The 16,914-nt window shown below is 60.9% G+C and carries 14 protein-coding genes; 8 read left to right on the forward strand and 6 right to left on the reverse strand.

Annotation, left to right across the window (positions count from 1 at the left end; translation table 11 throughout):
- Nucleotides 1-92: 92 nt before the first annotated feature.
- Nucleotides 93-1,004, reverse strand: coding sequence for a methylenetetrahydrofolate reductase [NAD(P)H] (gene metF / locus AC1Q6J_RS11800; RefSeq protein ID WP_492279513.1), 912 nt, complete (start codon nucleotides 1,002-1,004; stop codon nucleotides 93-95).
- Between the two features lie 433 nt (nucleotides 1,005-1,437).
- Between metF and AC1Q6J_RS11805 the strand changes: the two genes are divergently transcribed.
- Nucleotides 1,438-2,457: an LLM class flavin-dependent oxidoreductase gene (locus AC1Q6J_RS11805; RefSeq protein WP_492279514.1), complete on the forward strand. Its 1,020-nt coding sequence runs from the start codon at nucleotides 1,438-1,440 to the stop codon at nucleotides 2,455-2,457.
- Nucleotides 2,458-2,501: 44 nt separating this feature from the next.
- On the opposite strand, the gene AC1Q6J_RS11810 is transcribed toward AC1Q6J_RS11805, so the two are convergent.
- Nucleotides 2,502-3,068: a cytochrome b gene (locus AC1Q6J_RS11810; protein ID WP_492279515.1), complete on the reverse strand. Its 567-nt coding sequence runs from the start codon at nucleotides 3,066-3,068 to the stop codon at nucleotides 2,502-2,504.
- A gap of 173 nt (nucleotides 3,069-3,241) precedes the next feature.
- Between AC1Q6J_RS11810 and AC1Q6J_RS11815 the strand changes: the two genes are divergently transcribed.
- Nucleotides 3,242-3,937, forward strand: coding sequence for a VIT1/CCC1 transporter family protein (locus tag AC1Q6J_RS11815; protein ID WP_492279516.1), 696 nt, complete (start codon nucleotides 3,242-3,244; stop codon nucleotides 3,935-3,937).
- Between the two features lie 38 nt (nucleotides 3,938-3,975).
- On the opposite strand, the gene AC1Q6J_RS11820 is transcribed toward AC1Q6J_RS11815, so the two are convergent.
- The gene (locus AC1Q6J_RS11820; RefSeq protein WP_492279517.1) at nucleotides 3,976-4,839 is read right to left on the reverse strand and encodes a prephenate dehydratase; all 864 of its coding nucleotides are present in this window, start codon (nucleotides 4,837-4,839) and stop codon (nucleotides 3,976-3,978) included.
- 152 nt (nucleotides 4,840-4,991) lie between these two features.
- A complete protein-coding gene (locus tag AC1Q6J_RS11825; protein ID WP_492279518.1) occupies nucleotides 4,992-5,744 on the reverse strand; it encodes a 3-deoxy-manno-octulosonate cytidylyltransferase in 753 nt (250 codons plus the stop codon).
- A 210-nt stretch (nucleotides 5,745-5,954) separates the two neighbouring features.
- Here AC1Q6J_RS11825 and AC1Q6J_RS11830 point away from each other — a divergent pair, with 210 nt between their 5' ends.
- From AC1Q6J_RS11830 to AC1Q6J_RS11855, 6 genes are all read left to right on the forward strand, one after another.
- Nucleotides 5,955-6,503 (forward strand): c-type cytochrome, encoded by a 549-nt coding sequence (locus AC1Q6J_RS11830; protein WP_492279519.1) that lies wholly within the window; start codon nucleotides 5,955-5,957, stop codon nucleotides 6,501-6,503.
- A 364-nt stretch (nucleotides 6,504-6,867) separates the two neighbouring features.
- Nucleotides 6,868-8,751 (forward strand): extracellular solute-binding protein, encoded by a 1,884-nt coding sequence (locus tag AC1Q6J_RS11835; RefSeq protein ID WP_492279520.1) that lies wholly within the window; start codon nucleotides 6,868-6,870, stop codon nucleotides 8,749-8,751.
- A complete protein-coding gene (locus tag AC1Q6J_RS11840) occupies nucleotides 8,748-10,643 on the forward strand; it encodes an extracellular solute-binding protein (protein WP_492279521.1) in 1,896 nt (631 codons plus the stop codon). The genes AC1Q6J_RS11835 and AC1Q6J_RS11840 overlap by 4 nt, the downstream gene beginning before the upstream one ends.
- A gap of 3 nt (nucleotides 10,644-10,646) precedes the next feature.
- The gene (locus AC1Q6J_RS11845; protein WP_492279522.1) at nucleotides 10,647-11,756 is read left to right on the forward strand and encodes a microcin C ABC transporter permease YejB; all 1,110 of its coding nucleotides are present in this window, start codon (nucleotides 10,647-10,649) and stop codon (nucleotides 11,754-11,756) included.
- On the forward strand, nucleotides 11,753-12,931 hold the full coding sequence (locus AC1Q6J_RS11850; protein ID WP_492279523.1) for an ABC transporter permease: 1,179 nt from the start codon (nucleotides 11,753-11,755) through the stop codon (nucleotides 12,929-12,931). Before AC1Q6J_RS11845 ends, AC1Q6J_RS11850 begins: the two co-directional genes overlap by 4 nt.
- A 7-nt stretch (nucleotides 12,932-12,938) precedes the next feature.
- Nucleotides 12,939-14,576, forward strand: coding sequence for an ABC transporter ATP-binding protein (locus AC1Q6J_RS11855; protein WP_492279598.1), 1,638 nt, complete (start codon nucleotides 12,939-12,941; stop codon nucleotides 14,574-14,576).
- Nucleotides 14,577-14,583: 7 nt separating this feature from the next.
- Here AC1Q6J_RS11855 and AC1Q6J_RS11860 read toward each other — a convergent pair whose 3' ends face one another.
- A complete protein-coding gene (locus AC1Q6J_RS11860; RefSeq protein ID WP_492279524.1) occupies nucleotides 14,584-15,447 on the reverse strand; it encodes a C40 family peptidase in 864 nt (287 codons plus the stop codon).
- Nucleotides 15,440-16,816, reverse strand: coding sequence for a leucyl aminopeptidase family protein (locus AC1Q6J_RS11865; protein WP_492279525.1), 1,377 nt, complete (start codon nucleotides 16,814-16,816; stop codon nucleotides 15,440-15,442). Before AC1Q6J_RS11865 ends, AC1Q6J_RS11860 begins: the two co-directional genes overlap by 8 nt.
- Between the last annotated feature and the right edge of the window lie 98 nt (nucleotides 16,817-16,914).

Genomic DNA, 16,914 nt, shown 5'->3' on the forward strand with positions numbered 1-16,914 from the left:
CCGGGCTCGTCCCGGCCATCCACGTCTTCAAATGCATCTGCCGCCAAGACGTGGATGCCCGGCACAAGGCCGGGCATGACGGCAAATGAAAACTAGGCAGCTTTCTGCGCGCCGGCCGGGCGAATTCCCAGGAGGTGGCTGATGGCGAACACAAGATCCGCACGGTTCATCGTATAGAAATGGAAGTTCTCGACGCCATGCTTGGCGAGCTTCTGCACCTGACCGGCGGCAACGGCCGCCGCAACCAGCCGGCGGGTGTCGGCATCGTCGTCGAGGCCTTCGAATTTTGCCGACAGCCATTCCGGCATGGATGCACCGGCGCGCTTGGCGAAGTTGGACGCCATCTTGAAGTTCTGCACCGGCAGGATTCCCGGAACGATCGGAATCGTAATGCCTGCGGCGCGGACGCGGTCGAGATAACGGAAGTAAAGATCGTTATCGAAAAAGAACTGGGTGATGGCGCGGGTCGCGCCGGCATCGACCTTGGCTTTCAGCGCGTCGATGTCGGCCTCGAGCGTGGCGCTTTCGGGATGCTTTTCGGGATAGGCCGAGACGCTGACTTCCATATCGGGATGATGACGCTTGATGCTTGCGACGAGATCGGCGGAGCTTTGATAGCCTTCGGGATGCGCTGTGTAGGCATTGCCGATGCCGCTCGACGGATCGCCGCGCAGCGCCACGATGTGACGGACGCCGACGTCATGATAGCGCGCGACAACGTCGTCGATGTCCGCCTTGGTGGCGTCGACGCAGGTCAAATGCGCGGCGGGCGTGAGTTTGGTCTCGGAGAGGATGCGCGCGATGGTCGAATGGGTGCGTTCACGCGTCGAGCCGCCGGCGCCGTAGGTCACCGACACGAAGTTCGGCGTCAGCGGCGCTAGCCGGTTGATGACTTCCCAGAGATTGCGCTCCATCTCTTCCGTTTTGGGCGGGAAGAACTCGAAGGAAATCGCCGGACGTTTTTGCCCCTGCGATCCGGCCGGGGCGGTTGCTTCGCTCGTCACGCTTCTCAACTCCACATTTCAACGGCGGTGCGCAGGCCGGATTGGGTAGCGGCTTCCGCGACCAGGTGCGCCTTCATTCCGCCCTTTGGGGCGGACTTCGTCACCGTTTCGCCTTTACGGATAAAATAGGCGAAACCGCGCGTTCCTGACAGCCCATCCGCCAGGCTTTTGATGTGGGAATTTGCCCAATATCGGGCGTTTATCGAAAGGAAATGAGCGGCAGACGGGGAGATGGATGGCGAAAATCTCGAGATTCAGCCGATAATACTGCCATTTATGGAACTTTATGGCAGGATTTGCGTGTCCGTAGTGGGCAGGTTCCGGCGGTCTTATTCGATATGTCATATATCTGCCCACTCCACCTTGGCGACCGGCTGGGTGGCATGCCATGGCAATGCGTTGTCAGGCGCAGGCGAGTGACTAATTTGGCTCCATGACTCCGCTTTCCATTCTCGACCTTTCGGTCGTCACCACCGGTACCAAGCCCTCCCAGTCGCTGCGCAACAGCATCGATTTGGCGAAGCATGCCGACCGCCTCGGCTACACGCGCTACTGGCTGGCCGAGCATCACAGCCTCTCGTCGGTCGCGAGCCCCGCGCCCGAGATCATGATCGGGCAGATTGCCGCGGCGACGCAACGGATTCGCGTCGGCTCCGGCGGCGTGATGCTGCCGAACCATGCGCCGCTGATGGTCGCCGAGCGCTTCAAGATGCTGGAAGCTCTATTTCCCGGCCGCATCGACCTCGGTCTCGGCCGCGCGCCTGGCACCGATCAAACGACGATGCACGCCTTGCGTCAGCGGTTCGATCCGCGCGGCGGCGATGATTTCATCGAGCGGCTGGTCGAACTGACCTTGTGGGAAACACGCAACTTTCCCGAAGGCCATCCCTACAACAAGGTGATTGCGATGCCGGACGATGCGCCGCTGCCGCCGATCTGGCTGCTCGGATCGAGTGACTACAGCGCGCAGCTCGCGGCGCAGGTCGGCATGGGCTTTGCGTTCGCGCATCACTTCGCCTCGCACGATGCGGCCGATGCGATGATTCATTATCGCGCGCACTTCACGCCGTCGAATTGGCGCGAGACGCCGTATGCCATTCTGGCGATTGCGGTGATCATGGCCGAGACGGATGAAGAGGCAGACCGGCTGGCGTCGTCGGCCGATCTCAATCGCCTGCTGCGCGACCGCGGGCAATACCGCCCGCTGCCGAGCATCGAGGAGGCGCAGGCTTATCCGTATTCCGATGCCGAGCGCGCCAGCATCGCGCGCAGCCGTTCGCGGTTGTTCGTCGGTTCAGCGCAGACAGTGATGGAAAAAATCACGCCGCTGATCGAGACCTGCAAGGCCGACGAGGTGATGGTGATCACGGCGACGTATGACCACGATGCACGCAAGCGCTCGTACAGCCTGCTGGCAGACGCATTTGGAATCGGCAAGCGGGCTGCTGCCTGAACAGGCGCCGCGACACGCATTCTGGTTGAAGTTATCGCTCCAGGCTAGGGGGTATCACGCGGCGGAAGCATCCGCACCAGCGTGCGATCACGAAATACGAAATGATGGAGTAACGCTGCGAGCGCATGAAAGCACGCCAGTATAACCAGCGCATTCGCCGTCACTTCGTGAACCTCCTTCACTGAACGGGCGAATGCACGGTCCGCAATCCAAGGGGAGGCGATTTCGCCCAGGCCGAACAGTGGCAGGCTGTTTCCCTTCGCAAACTGGAGCGCGATGCCTGTAACCGGAGCGGCGACAAGCAACACATACAGTGCGTAGTGTGCGATCCGCGCTGCTGGATCGGTCCAGCGTCCCATCCATGTGCCGAACTTCGTCGATTCCGGCGTCGGCGTGTGGGTCATGCGCCATGGCACACGTACAAGCGAAATGACAAGGATGGCGAGGCCCACCGAAATATGGACGAACAGTCCAGCGGCTCGCCCGGCTCCTTTTGGCAATACGTCATCGAATGTGCCGAGAGCCCACGCTATCGCAACCAGTACAACTGTAAGCCAGTGTAGAAACTGCGCCGTCGGGCTATATCGATAAGCCAGTTTGTCCTGCGGCATGAGAGTCTCCTTTGTTTCACGATATGCTTCGCGAAACGCGTAAGATTTGATGTGCGTCAAGCGTGGCTTTTTCTCTCCCTGCACGATCCAGCTTCGCTATACTTCCCAAGCAAAGACAGCGCTGGATACAGCTGCGGACTTTGCGATTGATACGCAATTGCGCCGGATACAAAATGCATCCACTCCATCGTGAGTCTCACTTCATCGAGCGCATTGGCTGGCTCCGAGCGGCTGTGCTGGGTGCTAACGACGGAATTATCTCCACAGCGAGTCTCGTTGTTGGTGTCGCCGCGGCATCCACATCCTCGAGCGAAGTTATGCTCGCGGGTGTTGCCGGGCTTGTCGCGGGCGCCACGTCGATGGCGGCGGGCGAGTACGTTTCAGTCAGTTCGCAAGCCGACACGGAATCGGCCGACCTGGAAAAAGAACGCCGTGAACTGGCGGAGCAGCCTGAATCAGAGCTGGACGAGTTGACGAAAATCTATGTCGACAGAGGCCTCACTCCTGCGCTGGCGCGGGAGGTCGCTGTACAGTTGACCGCGAAGGACGTGTTTGCCACTCATGCGCGCGACGAACTCGGCCTCTCCGCGCACGTTGTTGCCCGCCCTGTGCAGGCTGCGTTCACCTCGGCGACTACATTTGCGGCCGGTGCGGCTCTGCCGCTGGTCATGGCGGTGTTGTCGCCCCCGTCCCTGATTCCGTGGATCGTATCTGGCGGCTCGCTTGTCGCACTCGCGCTTCTCGGTGCGATCGGCGCCCGGACCGGAGGCGCGGGTATCTTCAGGCCGATGCTGCGGGTTGTGTTCTGGGGCGCGGTCGCCATGGGTGCGACCGCCGCCATTGGTCGTCTTGTCGGCCACGCCGTATAGTTCCCGGAAAGTGATGACGCGGACAGATTGCGTCAGCCTTATTCCGCGCCCTTTTCCGTGAACGCCACGCGGAACGGATGCGCCGGATAGACGCCGACAATCCGCAGCTCTTTCGAGAAGAATTTCAGCTCTTCCAGCGCATAGGCGAGGTTGCGGTCGTCGGGATGGCCGTCGACATCGGCGTAGAACTGCGTGGCGAAGAAATTGCCCTCGACCATGTAACTCTCCAGCTTGGTCATGTTGACGCCATTGGTCGCGAAGCCGCCCAGCGCTTTGTAAAGCGCCGCCGGAAGATTGCGCACCCGGAAAACAAAAGTCGTGACCAGCGGGCCGGAGCCTTGTGCGGCCCAGAGCTGCTCGCGCGCCAGGATCACGAAGCGTGTGGTGTTGTGAGCTTCGTCTTCGATGTCCTCGGCCAGAATATCGAGGCCATAGATGTCGGCAGCAAGACGCGAGGCAATCGCCGCGCAGCTTCTATCGCCGCGTTCTGCAACGACGCGCGCTGCGCCCGCCGTGTCGCTCGCGACTATCGGCTTGATGCCGAGCTTGCGGATAATGTTGCGGCACTGCCCGATGGCGTGGACATGGCTTTCGACAGTCTTGATACCGTCGAGCTTCGCCCCGTGAGGCCCCATCAGTTGATGACGGATCGGCAGAAACCATTCGCCGACGATGAACAGCCCTGACTGCGGCAGCAGATGATGGATGTCGGCGACGCGGCCGGCCAGCGAGTTCTCGATCGGAATCATGCCAAGGCTGGCTTCACCCGACGAGATCGCCGCCAGTGCATCCTCGAACGTGGCGCATGGCAGCGGCGTGGCGTCCGGAAAGGCTTCCGCAATCGCAATGTGCGAATTGGCTCCGGGCTCGCCCTGAAAGGCAATTTTCATCGATTTGGTCATTGTGCTTTGCCTGCCAGTGTGGTGGTCCGCAAGTTCGTAACAGTCCCTAAGCAACCCTCATTACGAACTTGCGGACCAAAACCACACTAGAATTATTGGGTGGCTAATGTCCCTATAATTCCGAAGTTCGTATCAGAGCGCGCGGCGAGGTTTTACGAACTTCGGAATTGGGACATTAGCATTTGCCGCGCGGTTTCGAGATCGTGAGGCGTATCGACGCCCAGCGGCACCGTGTCAACCACTGTGACGTCGATCCGCATGCCGGCCTCGAGGGCGCGGAGCTGTTCGAGCTTTTCGCGGGTCTCGAGCGGCGAGGGGGGCAGGGCGACGAATCGCGCCAGCGCGCTCCGGCGATAGGCATACAGTCCGATGTGGTGATAGCGCGGGCCGTCTCCATAGGGAGCGGTCGCCCGGGTGAAATACAGCGCCCGCAAGCGCGTCGCGCTCAGCGGCGATCCGATGACCTTGACCACGTTCGGATTGGTGTGTTCCTCGTCCTTTCGGATCACCGCCGCCAGCGTAGCGATATCGACTTCGGGATCGGCGAGCGGCGTCAGCACGGCGCGAATATCCTCAGGCGCGATGGTGGGCAGATCGCCCTGCACATTGATGACCGTGTCGATCTGTCCCGCGTCGTCGAGCGCCTGAAGTGCCTCGAAAATCCGGTCGGACCCGGACGGATGATCCGTGCGGGTCATGACGGCCTCGCCGCCATGTGCTCTGACAACTTCGGCGATGTCCGGCGCGTCGGTCGCGACAACCACACGGCCGATTCGCGCAGCGTCCGCACGGCGCACGACATGGACAATCATCGGCAGGCCGGCAATGTCCAGCAACGGCTTTCCCGGCAGCCTGGTCGCGGCCATACGGGCGGGAATCAGCACCAGGGCGCGGGTTTCTGTCATGGGGGACGCGGGGCTCGGGACAGCCGGATTGGCGAGGAAATGACGGTGTTTTCAAGGGGTCGGCGCGTTTATACGGGTTGCCAGAAGGCAGGCAAACCGTTATCTCGATCCCGCTGCCTGTATTGCGCTGCACGCCTGTTCCCGGTAGCAATCCAAGGTCGCTCTGCGCGGCTAAATGTATCGACTTTCCGGCTCGGGGCCTGATCGAAAATGGACTCCTTCGAACTCAACAAGATCATGGGCGCGGTGCTTGCCACCTGCCTCGTTCTGCTCTCCATGAATATGGCTGCCAACGCGATTTTCTCGCCGAAGAAGCCCGAAAAGCCCGGCTTTGAAATTGCGATCAAGGAAGCTGAAGGCGCCGGTCCGGCCGCCGCAGCTGCGCCGAGCGAGCCAATCGAGAAGCTGCTCCAGACCGCTTCTGTTGAGAAGGGTGCCGCCGCCGCCAAGAAGTGCGCAGCCTGCCACACCTTCGAGAAGAACGGCCCGAACAAGGTTGGCCCGAATCTTTATGGCGTCATCGACGACGAGATTGGCCACGGCCGCGGCGGGTTCAACTTCTCCGCTGCCATGAAAGGCAAGGGCGGCAAGTGGACCTACGACAGCATCAACAAGTTCATTGCCAGCCCGAAGGGCTTCGTCCCCGGCACCGCGATGGGCTTCGCCGGCATCAGCAAGGACAGCGAGCGGGCGGATCTGATCGCCTATCTGCGCACGCTGGCCGATACTCCGGTGCCGCTGCCGACTGCCAGCAAATGAGCTTTCGGCCAGTGATCCGGTTCTGACATTCGTATCATGTCTTCCGCGAGCACTTTTACGAATGGCAGAACCAAAGGATCACTGGAATCATAAGTTTGCCGGTGTCCCTTCGAATCCGACGTTCGCTCGGGATGTGCTGAAAATGAAGCGAACGTCGGATTCGGGACGCTGGTGACAGAAATTTAATCCGAAAACGGCCAGGTTCGCCTGGCCGTTTTGCGTTGCAATTGCTGCTGTTTTCGATCTGGACATTTCGTCGCAAAGAACCCGCGGCAACGGGCTGGCGTCATATCCAAAAACCGACATAATCGGCCAAGACGTTGCCTCGGCACCCGTTTTTCGATCAGCAACAGGAACATTTAATTTGAACATTTCCCGCCGCCGACTTCTCCAGACTGGAGCTTTTGTTGCCGCAGCACCGGCGCTGAATGCGGCGGGGTTGAGGGTCGTCAATCTCGCGCACGCTCAGGCCACGCCGGAATGGAAGCATGCCCTGTCGCTGTTCGGTGACGTCAAATATCCCGCCGACTTCAAGCGTTTCGACTACGTCAATCCAGATGCACCGAAAGGCGGCATCGCCCGTCAGATTTCGATCGGGACGTTCGACAACCTCAACTTCGTGGTGGCGGGCGTGAAGGGCACCATCGCGCCAGCCGTGATGCTGATGTACGAGTCGCTGACGACGCAGTCGCTCGACGAAGCCAGCACCAAATACGGTTTGCTGGCCGAGGCCGCGATGCATCCCGACGATCATTCGTGGGTGACGTATCGCCTCCGCAAGGAGGCGCGCTGGCATGACGGCAAGCCTGTCACGCCGGAAGACGTGCTGTTCTCGCTGGAGGCGCTGAAAAAATACAGCCCGATGTATTCGTCATACTACAAGCATGTGGTGAAGGCAGAGAAGGTCGGCTCGCACGAGATCAAGTTCACGTTCGATGCTCCGGGCAATCGCGAATTACCCAGCATCGTCGGCGAACTGGTCGTGTTGCCGAAGCACTGGTGGGAAGGCACCGACAGTGCAGGCCGCAAGCGTGACGTCGGCGCGACGACGCTTGAGAAGCCGCTCGGATCGGGGCCGTATACGATCAAGGACTTTGTCGCAGGCCGCTCCATGACCATGGAGCGCGTGAAAAATTACTGGGGCGCGAACACGCCGGTGCGTGTCGGCCAGCATAACTTCGATGAAATGCGTTTCGAGTTCTTCCGCGACGCGACCGTCTCGCTCGAAGCCTTCAAGGCCGATCAGGCGGACTGGACTGTCGAGGCGTCGGCCAAGAGCTGGGCGACGGCTTACGATTTTCCGGCGGTGAAGGAAAATCGCGTGGTACTCGAGGAGTTTCCGATCAACGACTCCGGGCGGATGCAGGGTTTCGCTTTCAATATTCGCCGCGAATTGTTCGCAGACAAGCGGGTGCGCCGCGCTTTCAACTATGCGTTCGATTTCGAGGAGATGAACAAGCAGTTATTCTACGGCAAATACAAGCGCATCAACAGCTACTTCGAAGGCACCGAACTCGCCTGCTCGGGCGTTCCGGTGCAGAGGGAGTTCGAGATTCTCAAGGAGGTCTACGGCGAGATCCCGCCGGAGGTGATCGCCAAGCCTTACGAGAATCCGGTCGGGGGTGATCCCGAGAAGGTACGCGACAATCTCCGCAACGCGACGCGGCTTCTGAAAGAAGCAGGCTATGAGGTGCGTGACGGCAAGCTGGTCAAAAAGGATGGTACGCCAGTCGCGGTCGAGTTCCTGCTGGACAATCCGTCATTCGAGCGCATCGTTCTGTTCTACAAGCCATCGCTCGAGCGGCTCGGAATCACGGTGAACGTCCGCACCGTCGACGACGCGCAATACCAGAACCGGGTGAGAAATTTCGATTACGACATCATCTCGGATGTGTGGGGGCAGTCGCTGTCGCCCGGCAACGAACAGCGTGATTTCTGGGGAACGCCCGCCGCCGATGTCCCGGGGTCCCGCAACACGGTTGGTATCAAGAATCCAGTCGTCGACAAGCTGATCGACAAGATCATTTACGCCGGAGATCGCGAAACCTTGGTTGCCGCGACCAAGGCGCTCGATCGCGTGCTGCTCTGGCACTATTACTGCGTGCCTCAGTTTACCTATGGCTTCTCGCGTTACGCGCGATGGGATCGTTTCAGCCACGCGCCGCTTCCGAAATACGGCCGTTCCGGTCTGCCATCGCTATGGTGGTATGACAAGGCGAAGGCCGACAAGATCGGCAAGCGTTCTTGACCGGCCTTTCGCGGCGACGGGTTCTTGTCCTTGGCGGCAGCGCGATGGCTGCGGCATGGTCGCCGCTATCGGCCGTGGCCCAATCCGGCGTTGAAGCTGCCCCTGATGCCCATGGCATGTCGGCATTCGGCGATCTGAAGTATCCGCCTGACTTCAAGAATTTCGACTACGTCAATGTCGGTGCGCCAAAGGGCGGCGTGTTCTCGACCGTTCCGTCGTCTCGCGCCTACAACCAGTCGTTCTTTACGTTCAATTCGCTGAACAGCTTTATCCTCAAGGGCGACGGCGCTATCGGCATGGATCAGACCTTCGCAGCGCTGATGGTGCGTGCAGGCGATGAGCCCGATGCGATGTATGGCCTGGTCGCGCGTTCGGTGCGGATTTCGCCGGACAAGCTGACATACCGCTTCACGCTGCGGCCCGAGGCGCGATTCCATGACAGCACCAAGATCACCGCGAAGGACGCTGCGTTCTCCCTGACGATCCTCAAGGAGAAAGGGCACCCGATCATTCAGCAGCAGCTCCGTGATATGATCAAGGCCGAAGCCGGCGATGACGCTACGCTGACGGTGACGTTCGCGGCGAAGCGCGGCCGCGATGTGCCGCTATATGCCGCGGGATTGCCGATCTTCTCGAAGGCGTACTACGACAAGAAGCCGTTCGACGAATCCAGCCTCGATATTCCGCTCGGCTCCGGGCCGTACAAGGTCGGCCGCTTCGAGGTCGGGCGATACATCGAATACGAACGCGTGAAGGACTGGTGGGCGAAGGATCTGCCGGTGTCGCGCGGTGCCTTCAACTTCGACGCCGTGCGCCACGAATTCTACCGCGACCGCGATGTTGCCTTCGAGGGCTTCACCGGCCGGAATTATCTTTATCGCGAGGAATTCACCGCGCGTATCTGGAATACGCGCTACGATTTCCCCGCCATAAAGGATGGCCGGGTCAAGCAGGAACTGCTGCCGGACGATACACCATCGGGAGCGCAGGGCTGGTTCCTGAACACGCGCCGCGCACAGTTCAAGGACCCGCGCGTCCGCGAGGCCATGATCCAGGCGTTCGACTTTGAATGGACCAACAAGACCATCATGTACGGCGCTTATGCGCGCACGGTCTCGCCGTTCCAGAATTCCGATCTGATGGCCGAAGGCCCGCCGCCACCGGAAGAACTGAAACTGCTTGAACCATTCCGCGGTCAGCTGCCCGACGAGGTGTTCGGCGCGCCATTCCTGCCGCCGGTCAGCGACGGATCGGGACAGGATCGCACCTTGCTTCGCAAGGCGTCACAACTGTTGCAGGACGCCGGCTGCGTCATCAAGGACGGCAAGCGCCAATTGCCCAACGGTGATGCGTTCCGGGTCGAGTTTCTGCTCGAAGAACCCGCGTTTCAGGCGCACCATGCGCCCTACATCAAGAATCTCGGCGTGCTCGGCATCGACGCCAGCGTGAGGCTGGTCGATCCGGTGCAGTTCCGCTCGCGTCTCGACGATTTCGATTTCGATGTCGCGATTCAGCGTTTCAGCATGTCGTCAACACCGGGCGATGCGATGCGGACGTTCTTCTCGTCCCAGGTCGCCGACATCAAGGGATCTCAGAATCTGTCCGGCATCAAGAATCCTGCCATCGACGTACTGATCGAGCGTATCATCGCGGCTGAAAATCGCGATGAACTGCGCATTGCCTGCCGGGCGTTCGATCGCGTGTTCCGCGCCGGGCGTTACTGGGTGCCGCAGTGGTATTCGGCCAGCCATCGCATTGCCTATTGGGATGTATTCGCCCATCCTCCGAATATTCCGCGTTACGCCAACGGCGTTGGCGCGCCAGACCTGTGGTGGTTCGATGAGGCAAAGGCCAAGAAGCCCGAGCAGGCCAGGCCAGTGCAGGCGAAGTAGTCCATGACCGCATATATCGCCCGCCGCATCCTGCTGATGATTCCCACGCTGCTGGGCATCCTGTTCGTGTCCTTTGTCGTGGTGCAGTTCGCCCCGGGTGGTCCCGTCGAGCGGGTGATCGCACAACTGTCCGGCTCTGACACCGGCGCCAGCTCGCGCGTTTCAGGATCGTCCAGCGGCGATTTCGCCTCGCGGCCGCAGGCGGGGGCGTCCGCGGACGCGGTTTCCTCGAAATACCGCGGCGCGCAGGGTCTCGATCCGGATTTCGTCAAGAGCCTCGAGAAACAGTTCGGCTTCGACAAGCCTGCGCCGGAACGCTTCGCGCTGATGCTGTGGAATTTCGCGCGTTTCGATTTCGGCAAGAGCTACTTCCGCGACGTCAGTGTAATACAGCTCATCAAGGAGAAGCTGCCGGTCTCGATGTCGCTCGGCATCTGGATGATGCTGCTGACCTATCTGATCTCGATTCCGCTCGGAATCCGCAAGGCCATCCAGGATGGCTCGAAATTCGATACCTGGACATCGGGCATCATCATCATCGGTTTCGCGATCCCGGGTTTTCTATTCGCGATTCTGCTGATCATCCTGTTCGCGGGCGGATCGTTCTTCGATATCTTTCCGCTGCGCGGTCTGACATCGGACGGCTGGTCGCAATTCCCCTGGTACCAGAAGATCACCGATTACTTCTGGCACATCACGCTGCCGCTAATCTCGATGGCGCTAGGCGCCTTCGCGACGATGACGCTGCTTACCAAGAATTCGTTCCTTGATGAAATCCGCAAGCAGTATGTGATGACCGCGCGCGCCAAAGGGTGCAGCGAGCGCCAGGTACTCTACGGCCACATTTTCCGCAATGCCATGCTGATCGTAATCGCCGGTTTCCCGAGCGCCTTTATTCACGCCTTCTTCTCCGGCTCGCTGCTGATTGAGACGATCTTCTCGCTCGATGGTCTCGGGCTGCTCGGCTTCGAGAGCGTGCTCAATCGCGACTATCCGGTGGTGTTCGGTACGCTGTTCATCTTTTCGCTGGTCGGTCTGGTGGTCAATCTGATTTCGGATCTCACCTATATGTGGATCGACCCGCGGATCGATTTTGAGGCGCGCGAGGTATGACGATCGCTCCCGTCCCGCCGGTCGAGACCACGGCGCTGTCGCCGATAGGCGAAGCCGTGCCGCCCTCGCGTCATCCGCTCGGCATATCGCCGCTCAACCAACGGCGCTGGCGCAACTTCAAATCCAACCGGCGCGGCTATTGGTCGTTCTGGATCTTCGCTTTGCTGTTTTTTGTCTCGTTGTTCGCGGAGCTGATCGCCAATGATCGCCCGTTCCTGATCAAGTTTGATGGCAAGCTGTATTTCCCGGCCTTCGTGACTTATCCCGAAACCGCGTTCGGCGGCGACTTTGAGACGGCTGCCGACTACCGTGATCCGTATCTGCAGAAACTGATCAAGGAGAAGAACGGTACCATCATCTGGCCGCTGATCCGCTACTCGTATGACACACACAATCTCGATCTGCCAACGCCGGCGCCGTCGAAGCCGACATGGATGCTCACCGAGGCGCAATGCAAGGCGGTGGTCGATAAGAAGGGCGTGCGCGGCTGCCGCGACCTCGAATACAACTGGCTCGGCACTGACGATCAGGGCCGCGATGTGGTTGCGCGCCTGATCTACGGTTTCCGGATTTCCGTATTGTTCGGTCTTGCGCTGACCATCATTTCATCCGTGATCGGCATCGCCGCCGGTGGCATCCAGGGCTATTTCGGCGGCTGGGTCGATCTCCTGTTTCAGCGCTTCATCGAGGTATGGACCGCAATCCCGTCGCTGTATCTGCTTCTGATCCTGTCATCCGTGCTGGTGCCCGGATTCTTCGTGCTGCTTGGAATCCTGCTGTTGTTCTCATGGGTGTCCCTGGTCGGTCTGGTCCGCGCGGAATTCCTGCGCGGACGCAATTTCGAATACATCCAGGCGGCGCGGGCACTGGGTGTATCGAACGGTACCATCATGTTCCGCCACCTGCTGCCGAACGCGATGGTGGCAACCATGACCTTCCTGCCGTTCATCGTCTCATCGTCGGTGATGACGCTGACGGCCCTGGATTTCCTTGGCTTCGGCCTGCCGCCGGGCTCGCCGTCGCTCGGCGAACTGCTGTCGCAGGGCAAATCGAATGTGCAGGCGCCGTGGCTCGGCTTCACTGGGTTCTTCTCGGTTGCGATCATGCTATCGCTTCTGATCTTCATCGGCGAGGGCGTGCGCGATGCCTTCGATCCGCGCAAGACGTTCAGGTGAGATCATGTTGGACGCGATCAACCAGCCTCTGCTCGATGTCCGCGATCTGTCGGTCGGTTTCCGCCAGGGCGGGAATGTGAGCGTCGCGGTCGACGGTATTTCGTTTTCGATCGATCGGGGGCAATGCGTCGCGCTGGTTGGCGAATCCGGCTCGGGAAAATCCGTCAGCGCGCTGTCGGTGCTGAAGCTGCTGCCGTATCCGACGGCATTTCACCCGTCGGGCAGCATCCGCTTCAAGGGCCAGGAGCTGCTGAGCCTCAGCGAGAACGAGATTCGCGGCATTCGCGGCAACGACATCTCGATCATTTTCCAGGAGCCGATGACGTCACTTAATCCGCTGCACACCATCGAGGCGCAGATCGGCGAAGTGATCTATCTGCACAGTGGCGTGCGCGGCGCGGCGGCGCGGGCGCGGATGCTCGAATTGTTGACGCAGGTCGGCATTCCCGAACCGGAAACGCGCCTTGCGAGCTATCCGCATCAGTTGTCCGGCGGACAGCGTCAGCGTGTGATGATCGCCATGGCGCTGGCGAACGAACCGGATCTTTTGATCGCGGACGAGCCGACCACGGCGCTCGACGTCACGGTGCAGGCGCAAATTCTCAAGCTGCTGGCCGATATTCGCGAGCGGCTCGGCATGAGCATGCTGTTCATTACCCATGACCTCGGCATTGTGCGGCGCATCGCCGATGTGGTCTGCGTGATGAACAACGGCAAGATCGTCGAGCAGGGACCGGTGGAACAGGTCTTTACGGCGGCTCAGCATCCTTACACCAAGGCGCTGCTGGCGGCGGAGCCGAAGCCAGATCCTGCGCCGCCGCGGCCGGAATCGCCAGTCGTGATGTCATCCGATGACTTGAAGGTCTGGTTTCCGATCAAGCGAGGGCTGTTGCGCAAGACCGTCGGGCACATCAAGGCGGTCGATGGTGTCAGCGTGTCGGTACGCAAGGGCGAAACGCTCGGCGTAGTCGGCGAGTCCGGTTCGGGCAAGACCACCCTCGGGCTGGCGTTGCTGCGCCTGATTTCGTCGAGCGGGCCGATCGTGTTCCTCGGCAAGGATATTCAGGGTCTGAAGTTCAAGGAGATACGTCCGATCCGCCGCGACATGCAGATCGTGTTTCAGGATCCTTTTGGGGCACTCAGCCCGCGCATGTCGGTCGGCGACATCGTGGCGGAAGGCCTCGGCGTGCATCAGCCGTCGCTCAGCGAGAGCGAACGCGAGGCGCGGGTCATCAAGGCGCTGAAGGATGTTGGACTCGATCCGGCGACCCGCTTCCGTTATCCGCATGAATTTTCCGGCGGCCAGCGCCAGCGCATCAGCATCGCGCGCGCCGTGGTGCTGGAGCCGAATTTCGTGGTGCTGGACGAGCCAACCAGCGCGCTGGATATGTTGTTCCAGGCCCAGATGGTTGATTTGCTGCGCGAACTGCAACGCAAGCGCGACCTGACTTATATGTTCATCTCGCATGACCTGCGCGTGGTCGCCTCACTCGCAAGCAACCTGATCGTAATGCGTCACGGCAAGGTGGTGGAGGAAGGCGCCGCAGCGGATATTTTCAAGAATCCGAGGTCCGGCTATACGCGGGCGCTGTTCGCGGCCGCCTTCAACATTGAAGCCGCGCCGCACATCGTGCCGGAGATGTAGGCGTCTCTCAGCCTAACCGCCTGATGCTCGTTACGTCGCTGCCCGCGGCCTTGATGCGCGCTATGGCCGCCTGCGTCGGCTCGATCGCTGTCGCCATGTGGTGCGCGTTGGCGTGAACGATGGTGGTGTTGTCTCGCACGATCGCGACATGGCCTTTCCAGAAGATCAGATCGCCGCGTTTGAGATCCTGCCATTGCGATGGTGGCAGCGTGGTTCCCAGCGAGGCCTCTTGCATATCGCTGTCGCGTAGCGCGGTGATGCCGGCGGCCGCGAGCGATGTCTGCACGAGGCCCGAGCAGTCGATGCCGAGGCTGGTCCTGCCGCCCCACAGGTACGGCGTGCCGACGAAGCGTTCTGCGACGGCAACGAAATCGGCTTCGTTGGTGTTAAGCGACGCCACGTGTTGCATCGGCAGATAGTGCCGCTGGTTGGTGATCGCGAAGCCGCCATCGGTCTTGACGATTTCGACGCGTGCGCCGAGCGGCAGGCTTTCCACTGGCGGCAGCTTGATCGAAGGTCCGGGAAACGCGAAGGTGCGCAGCGCTGTGACCTTGTGCGTCGGCGCCGAGCGCGGCTGCACCAGCGCGATATCGGGAAGCCATCCGACATACCCGTCTGCCTTGAGCTGGCCCCAAGCCCATCCCTCCGCGTCGCGATCGTAGATCGTCACGCGTTCGCCCTTCAGCGCCTCGGTGTCCAACGCTGCATCGTGCGAGGGTTCGCGCCGGACCGGTGCGATGGGATCGAAGACTTCGAATTCCGTGCCTTCGGTAAAGCGATCGGCTGTGACTTTGCCTTCAAGATGTTTCGCCGCGAGATCGGGCCGTGCGGGTGTTAGCCTCGGTTCGAATGTGGGTTTTGGATCAGCCATATCGCTCGCTCAACAGCTTGTAGATCGCGCGTGCGGCCTGGCATTCGCCGCCTTCGGGCCGCGCGGGCTTGGCCGATGGTGTCCAGCCGTAAATATCCACGTGAAGCCAACCCTTGGCGCTTTCAACAAAACGTTTCAGGAACAGGGCGCAGGTGATCGAGCCTGCGAATGCACCGCCCGGCGCGTTGTTGAGATTGGCCGCCTTGGAATCCAGCCAAGAGTCGTAGGGCATCCACAGCGGCATGCGCCACAACGGATCATTCTCAGCGTGGGCATGGCGCGCGACGTCCGCCGCCAGCACCTCATCATTGGTATAGAACGGCGGCAGATCCGGTCCCAGCGCGACGCGCGCGGCGCCCGTCAGGGTACCGAGGTCGATCAGCAGATCCGGGGTCTCCTCGTCGGCCAGCGCCAGCGCGTCGGCCAGCACGAGGCGCCCTTCCGCATCGGTGTTGCCGATCTCGACATTGACGCCCTTGCGCGACGGAAAGATATCGAGCGGGCGAAAGGCATTCCCCGCGACTGAATTCTCGACGGCGGGAATCAGAACGCGGAGGCGAACCTTGAGCTTCGCATCCATGATCATCTGCGCGAGCGCGAGTACGTTGGCCGCTCCGCCCATATCCTTCTTCATGATCAGCATGCCGCTCGACGGCTTGAGATCAAGCCCGCCGGTATCGAAACAGACGCCCTTGCCGACCAGCGTCACCTTCGGATGCGATGCGTCGCCCCAAGTGATGTCGATCAGCCGCGGCGCGCGGGCCGATGCCATGCCGACCGCATGGATCAGCGGGAAGTTCTGTTTCAGCAGGTCATCACCGACAATGCACGTGTAGGACGCACCGAATTTCTCCGCGAGTGCCTGTGCAGCTTGCGCGAGTTCGTCCGGCCCCATGTCATTGGCCGGCGTGTTGATGAGGTCACGCGCCAGCGCAGCCGCGTCCACCATGCGCGTCAGCTGAACCATATCGATGCCGTCGGGCGGAACCAGCCGTGCGCCGGGCGTGTCGTTCTTGCGATAGCGATTGAACCGGTAACTACCGAGCGCGAAGGCGAGCACCGCCAGCCGCGTGTCATGCGGTGCATTGGCAAAGCTGTAGGTGCCCGCCGGCAGCAGGCCGGGCAACTGTCCCGGCCGGAAAGGATCGCGCCACTCGGAAGAGGCATCCTCGATGCCGAACAGCACATGGGCGAGCGATCCGTCCTCCGCGGGCAGCGCGAGATACTGGCCGGGCTTTGCGGTGAAGGCATTGGCCGCCGCGAATCGCCGAGCCGCGGCGGGGAGAGTGGCGCTGACGGCATCCCAGGTCGATTTGGTGGCAAAGGTAATGGGGGTGGCAGATGTGGTGCTCTGGAAGGCTGGATGCATGGAGTTCCCGGACAGGGTGAATGACAGGCATTCACTATAGCAGCGCGACTGTGCTGCGCAGCAGGCTCAAGATCGCGTTTTTACATGTCTTTCTGATC

It is taken from the genome of Afipia sp. MLSD5-FHT05B12, assembly GCF_058793355.1.

Coding starts and splice junctions, on each gene's coding strand:
- AC1Q6J_RS11830 (WP_492279519.1), top strand. CDS start 5,955: ATGGACTCCTTCGAACTCAACAAGATCATGGGCGCGGTGCTTGCCACC.
- AC1Q6J_RS11820 (WP_492279517.1), bottom strand. CDS start 4,839: ATGACCAAATCGATGAAAATTGCCTTTCAGGGCGAGCCCGGAGCCAAT.
- AC1Q6J_RS11860 (WP_492279524.1), bottom strand. CDS start 15,447: ATGGCTGATCCAAAACCCACATTCGAACCGAGGCTAACACCCGCACGG.
- AC1Q6J_RS11815 (WP_492279516.1), top strand. CDS start 3,242: ATGCATCCACTCCATCGTGAGTCTCACTTCATCGAGCGCATTGGCTGG.
- AC1Q6J_RS11825 (WP_492279518.1), bottom strand. CDS start 5,744: ATGACAGAAACCCGCGCCCTGGTGCTGATTCCCGCCCGTATGGCCGCG.
- AC1Q6J_RS11805 (WP_492279514.1), top strand. CDS start 1,438: ATGACTCCGCTTTCCATTCTCGACCTTTCGGTCGTCACCACCGGTACC.
- AC1Q6J_RS11865 (WP_492279525.1), bottom strand. CDS start 16,816: ATGCATCCAGCCTTCCAGAGCACCACATCTGCCACCCCCATTACCTTT.
- AC1Q6J_RS11810 (WP_492279515.1), bottom strand. CDS start 3,068: ATGCCGCAGGACAAACTGGCTTATCGATATAGCCCGACGGCGCAGTTT.
- AC1Q6J_RS11845 (WP_492279522.1), top strand. CDS start 10,647: ATGACCGCATATATCGCCCGCCGCATCCTGCTGATGATTCCCACGCTG.
- AC1Q6J_RS11850 (WP_492279523.1), top strand. CDS start 11,753: ATGACGATCGCTCCCGTCCCGCCGGTCGAGACCACGGCGCTGTCGCCG.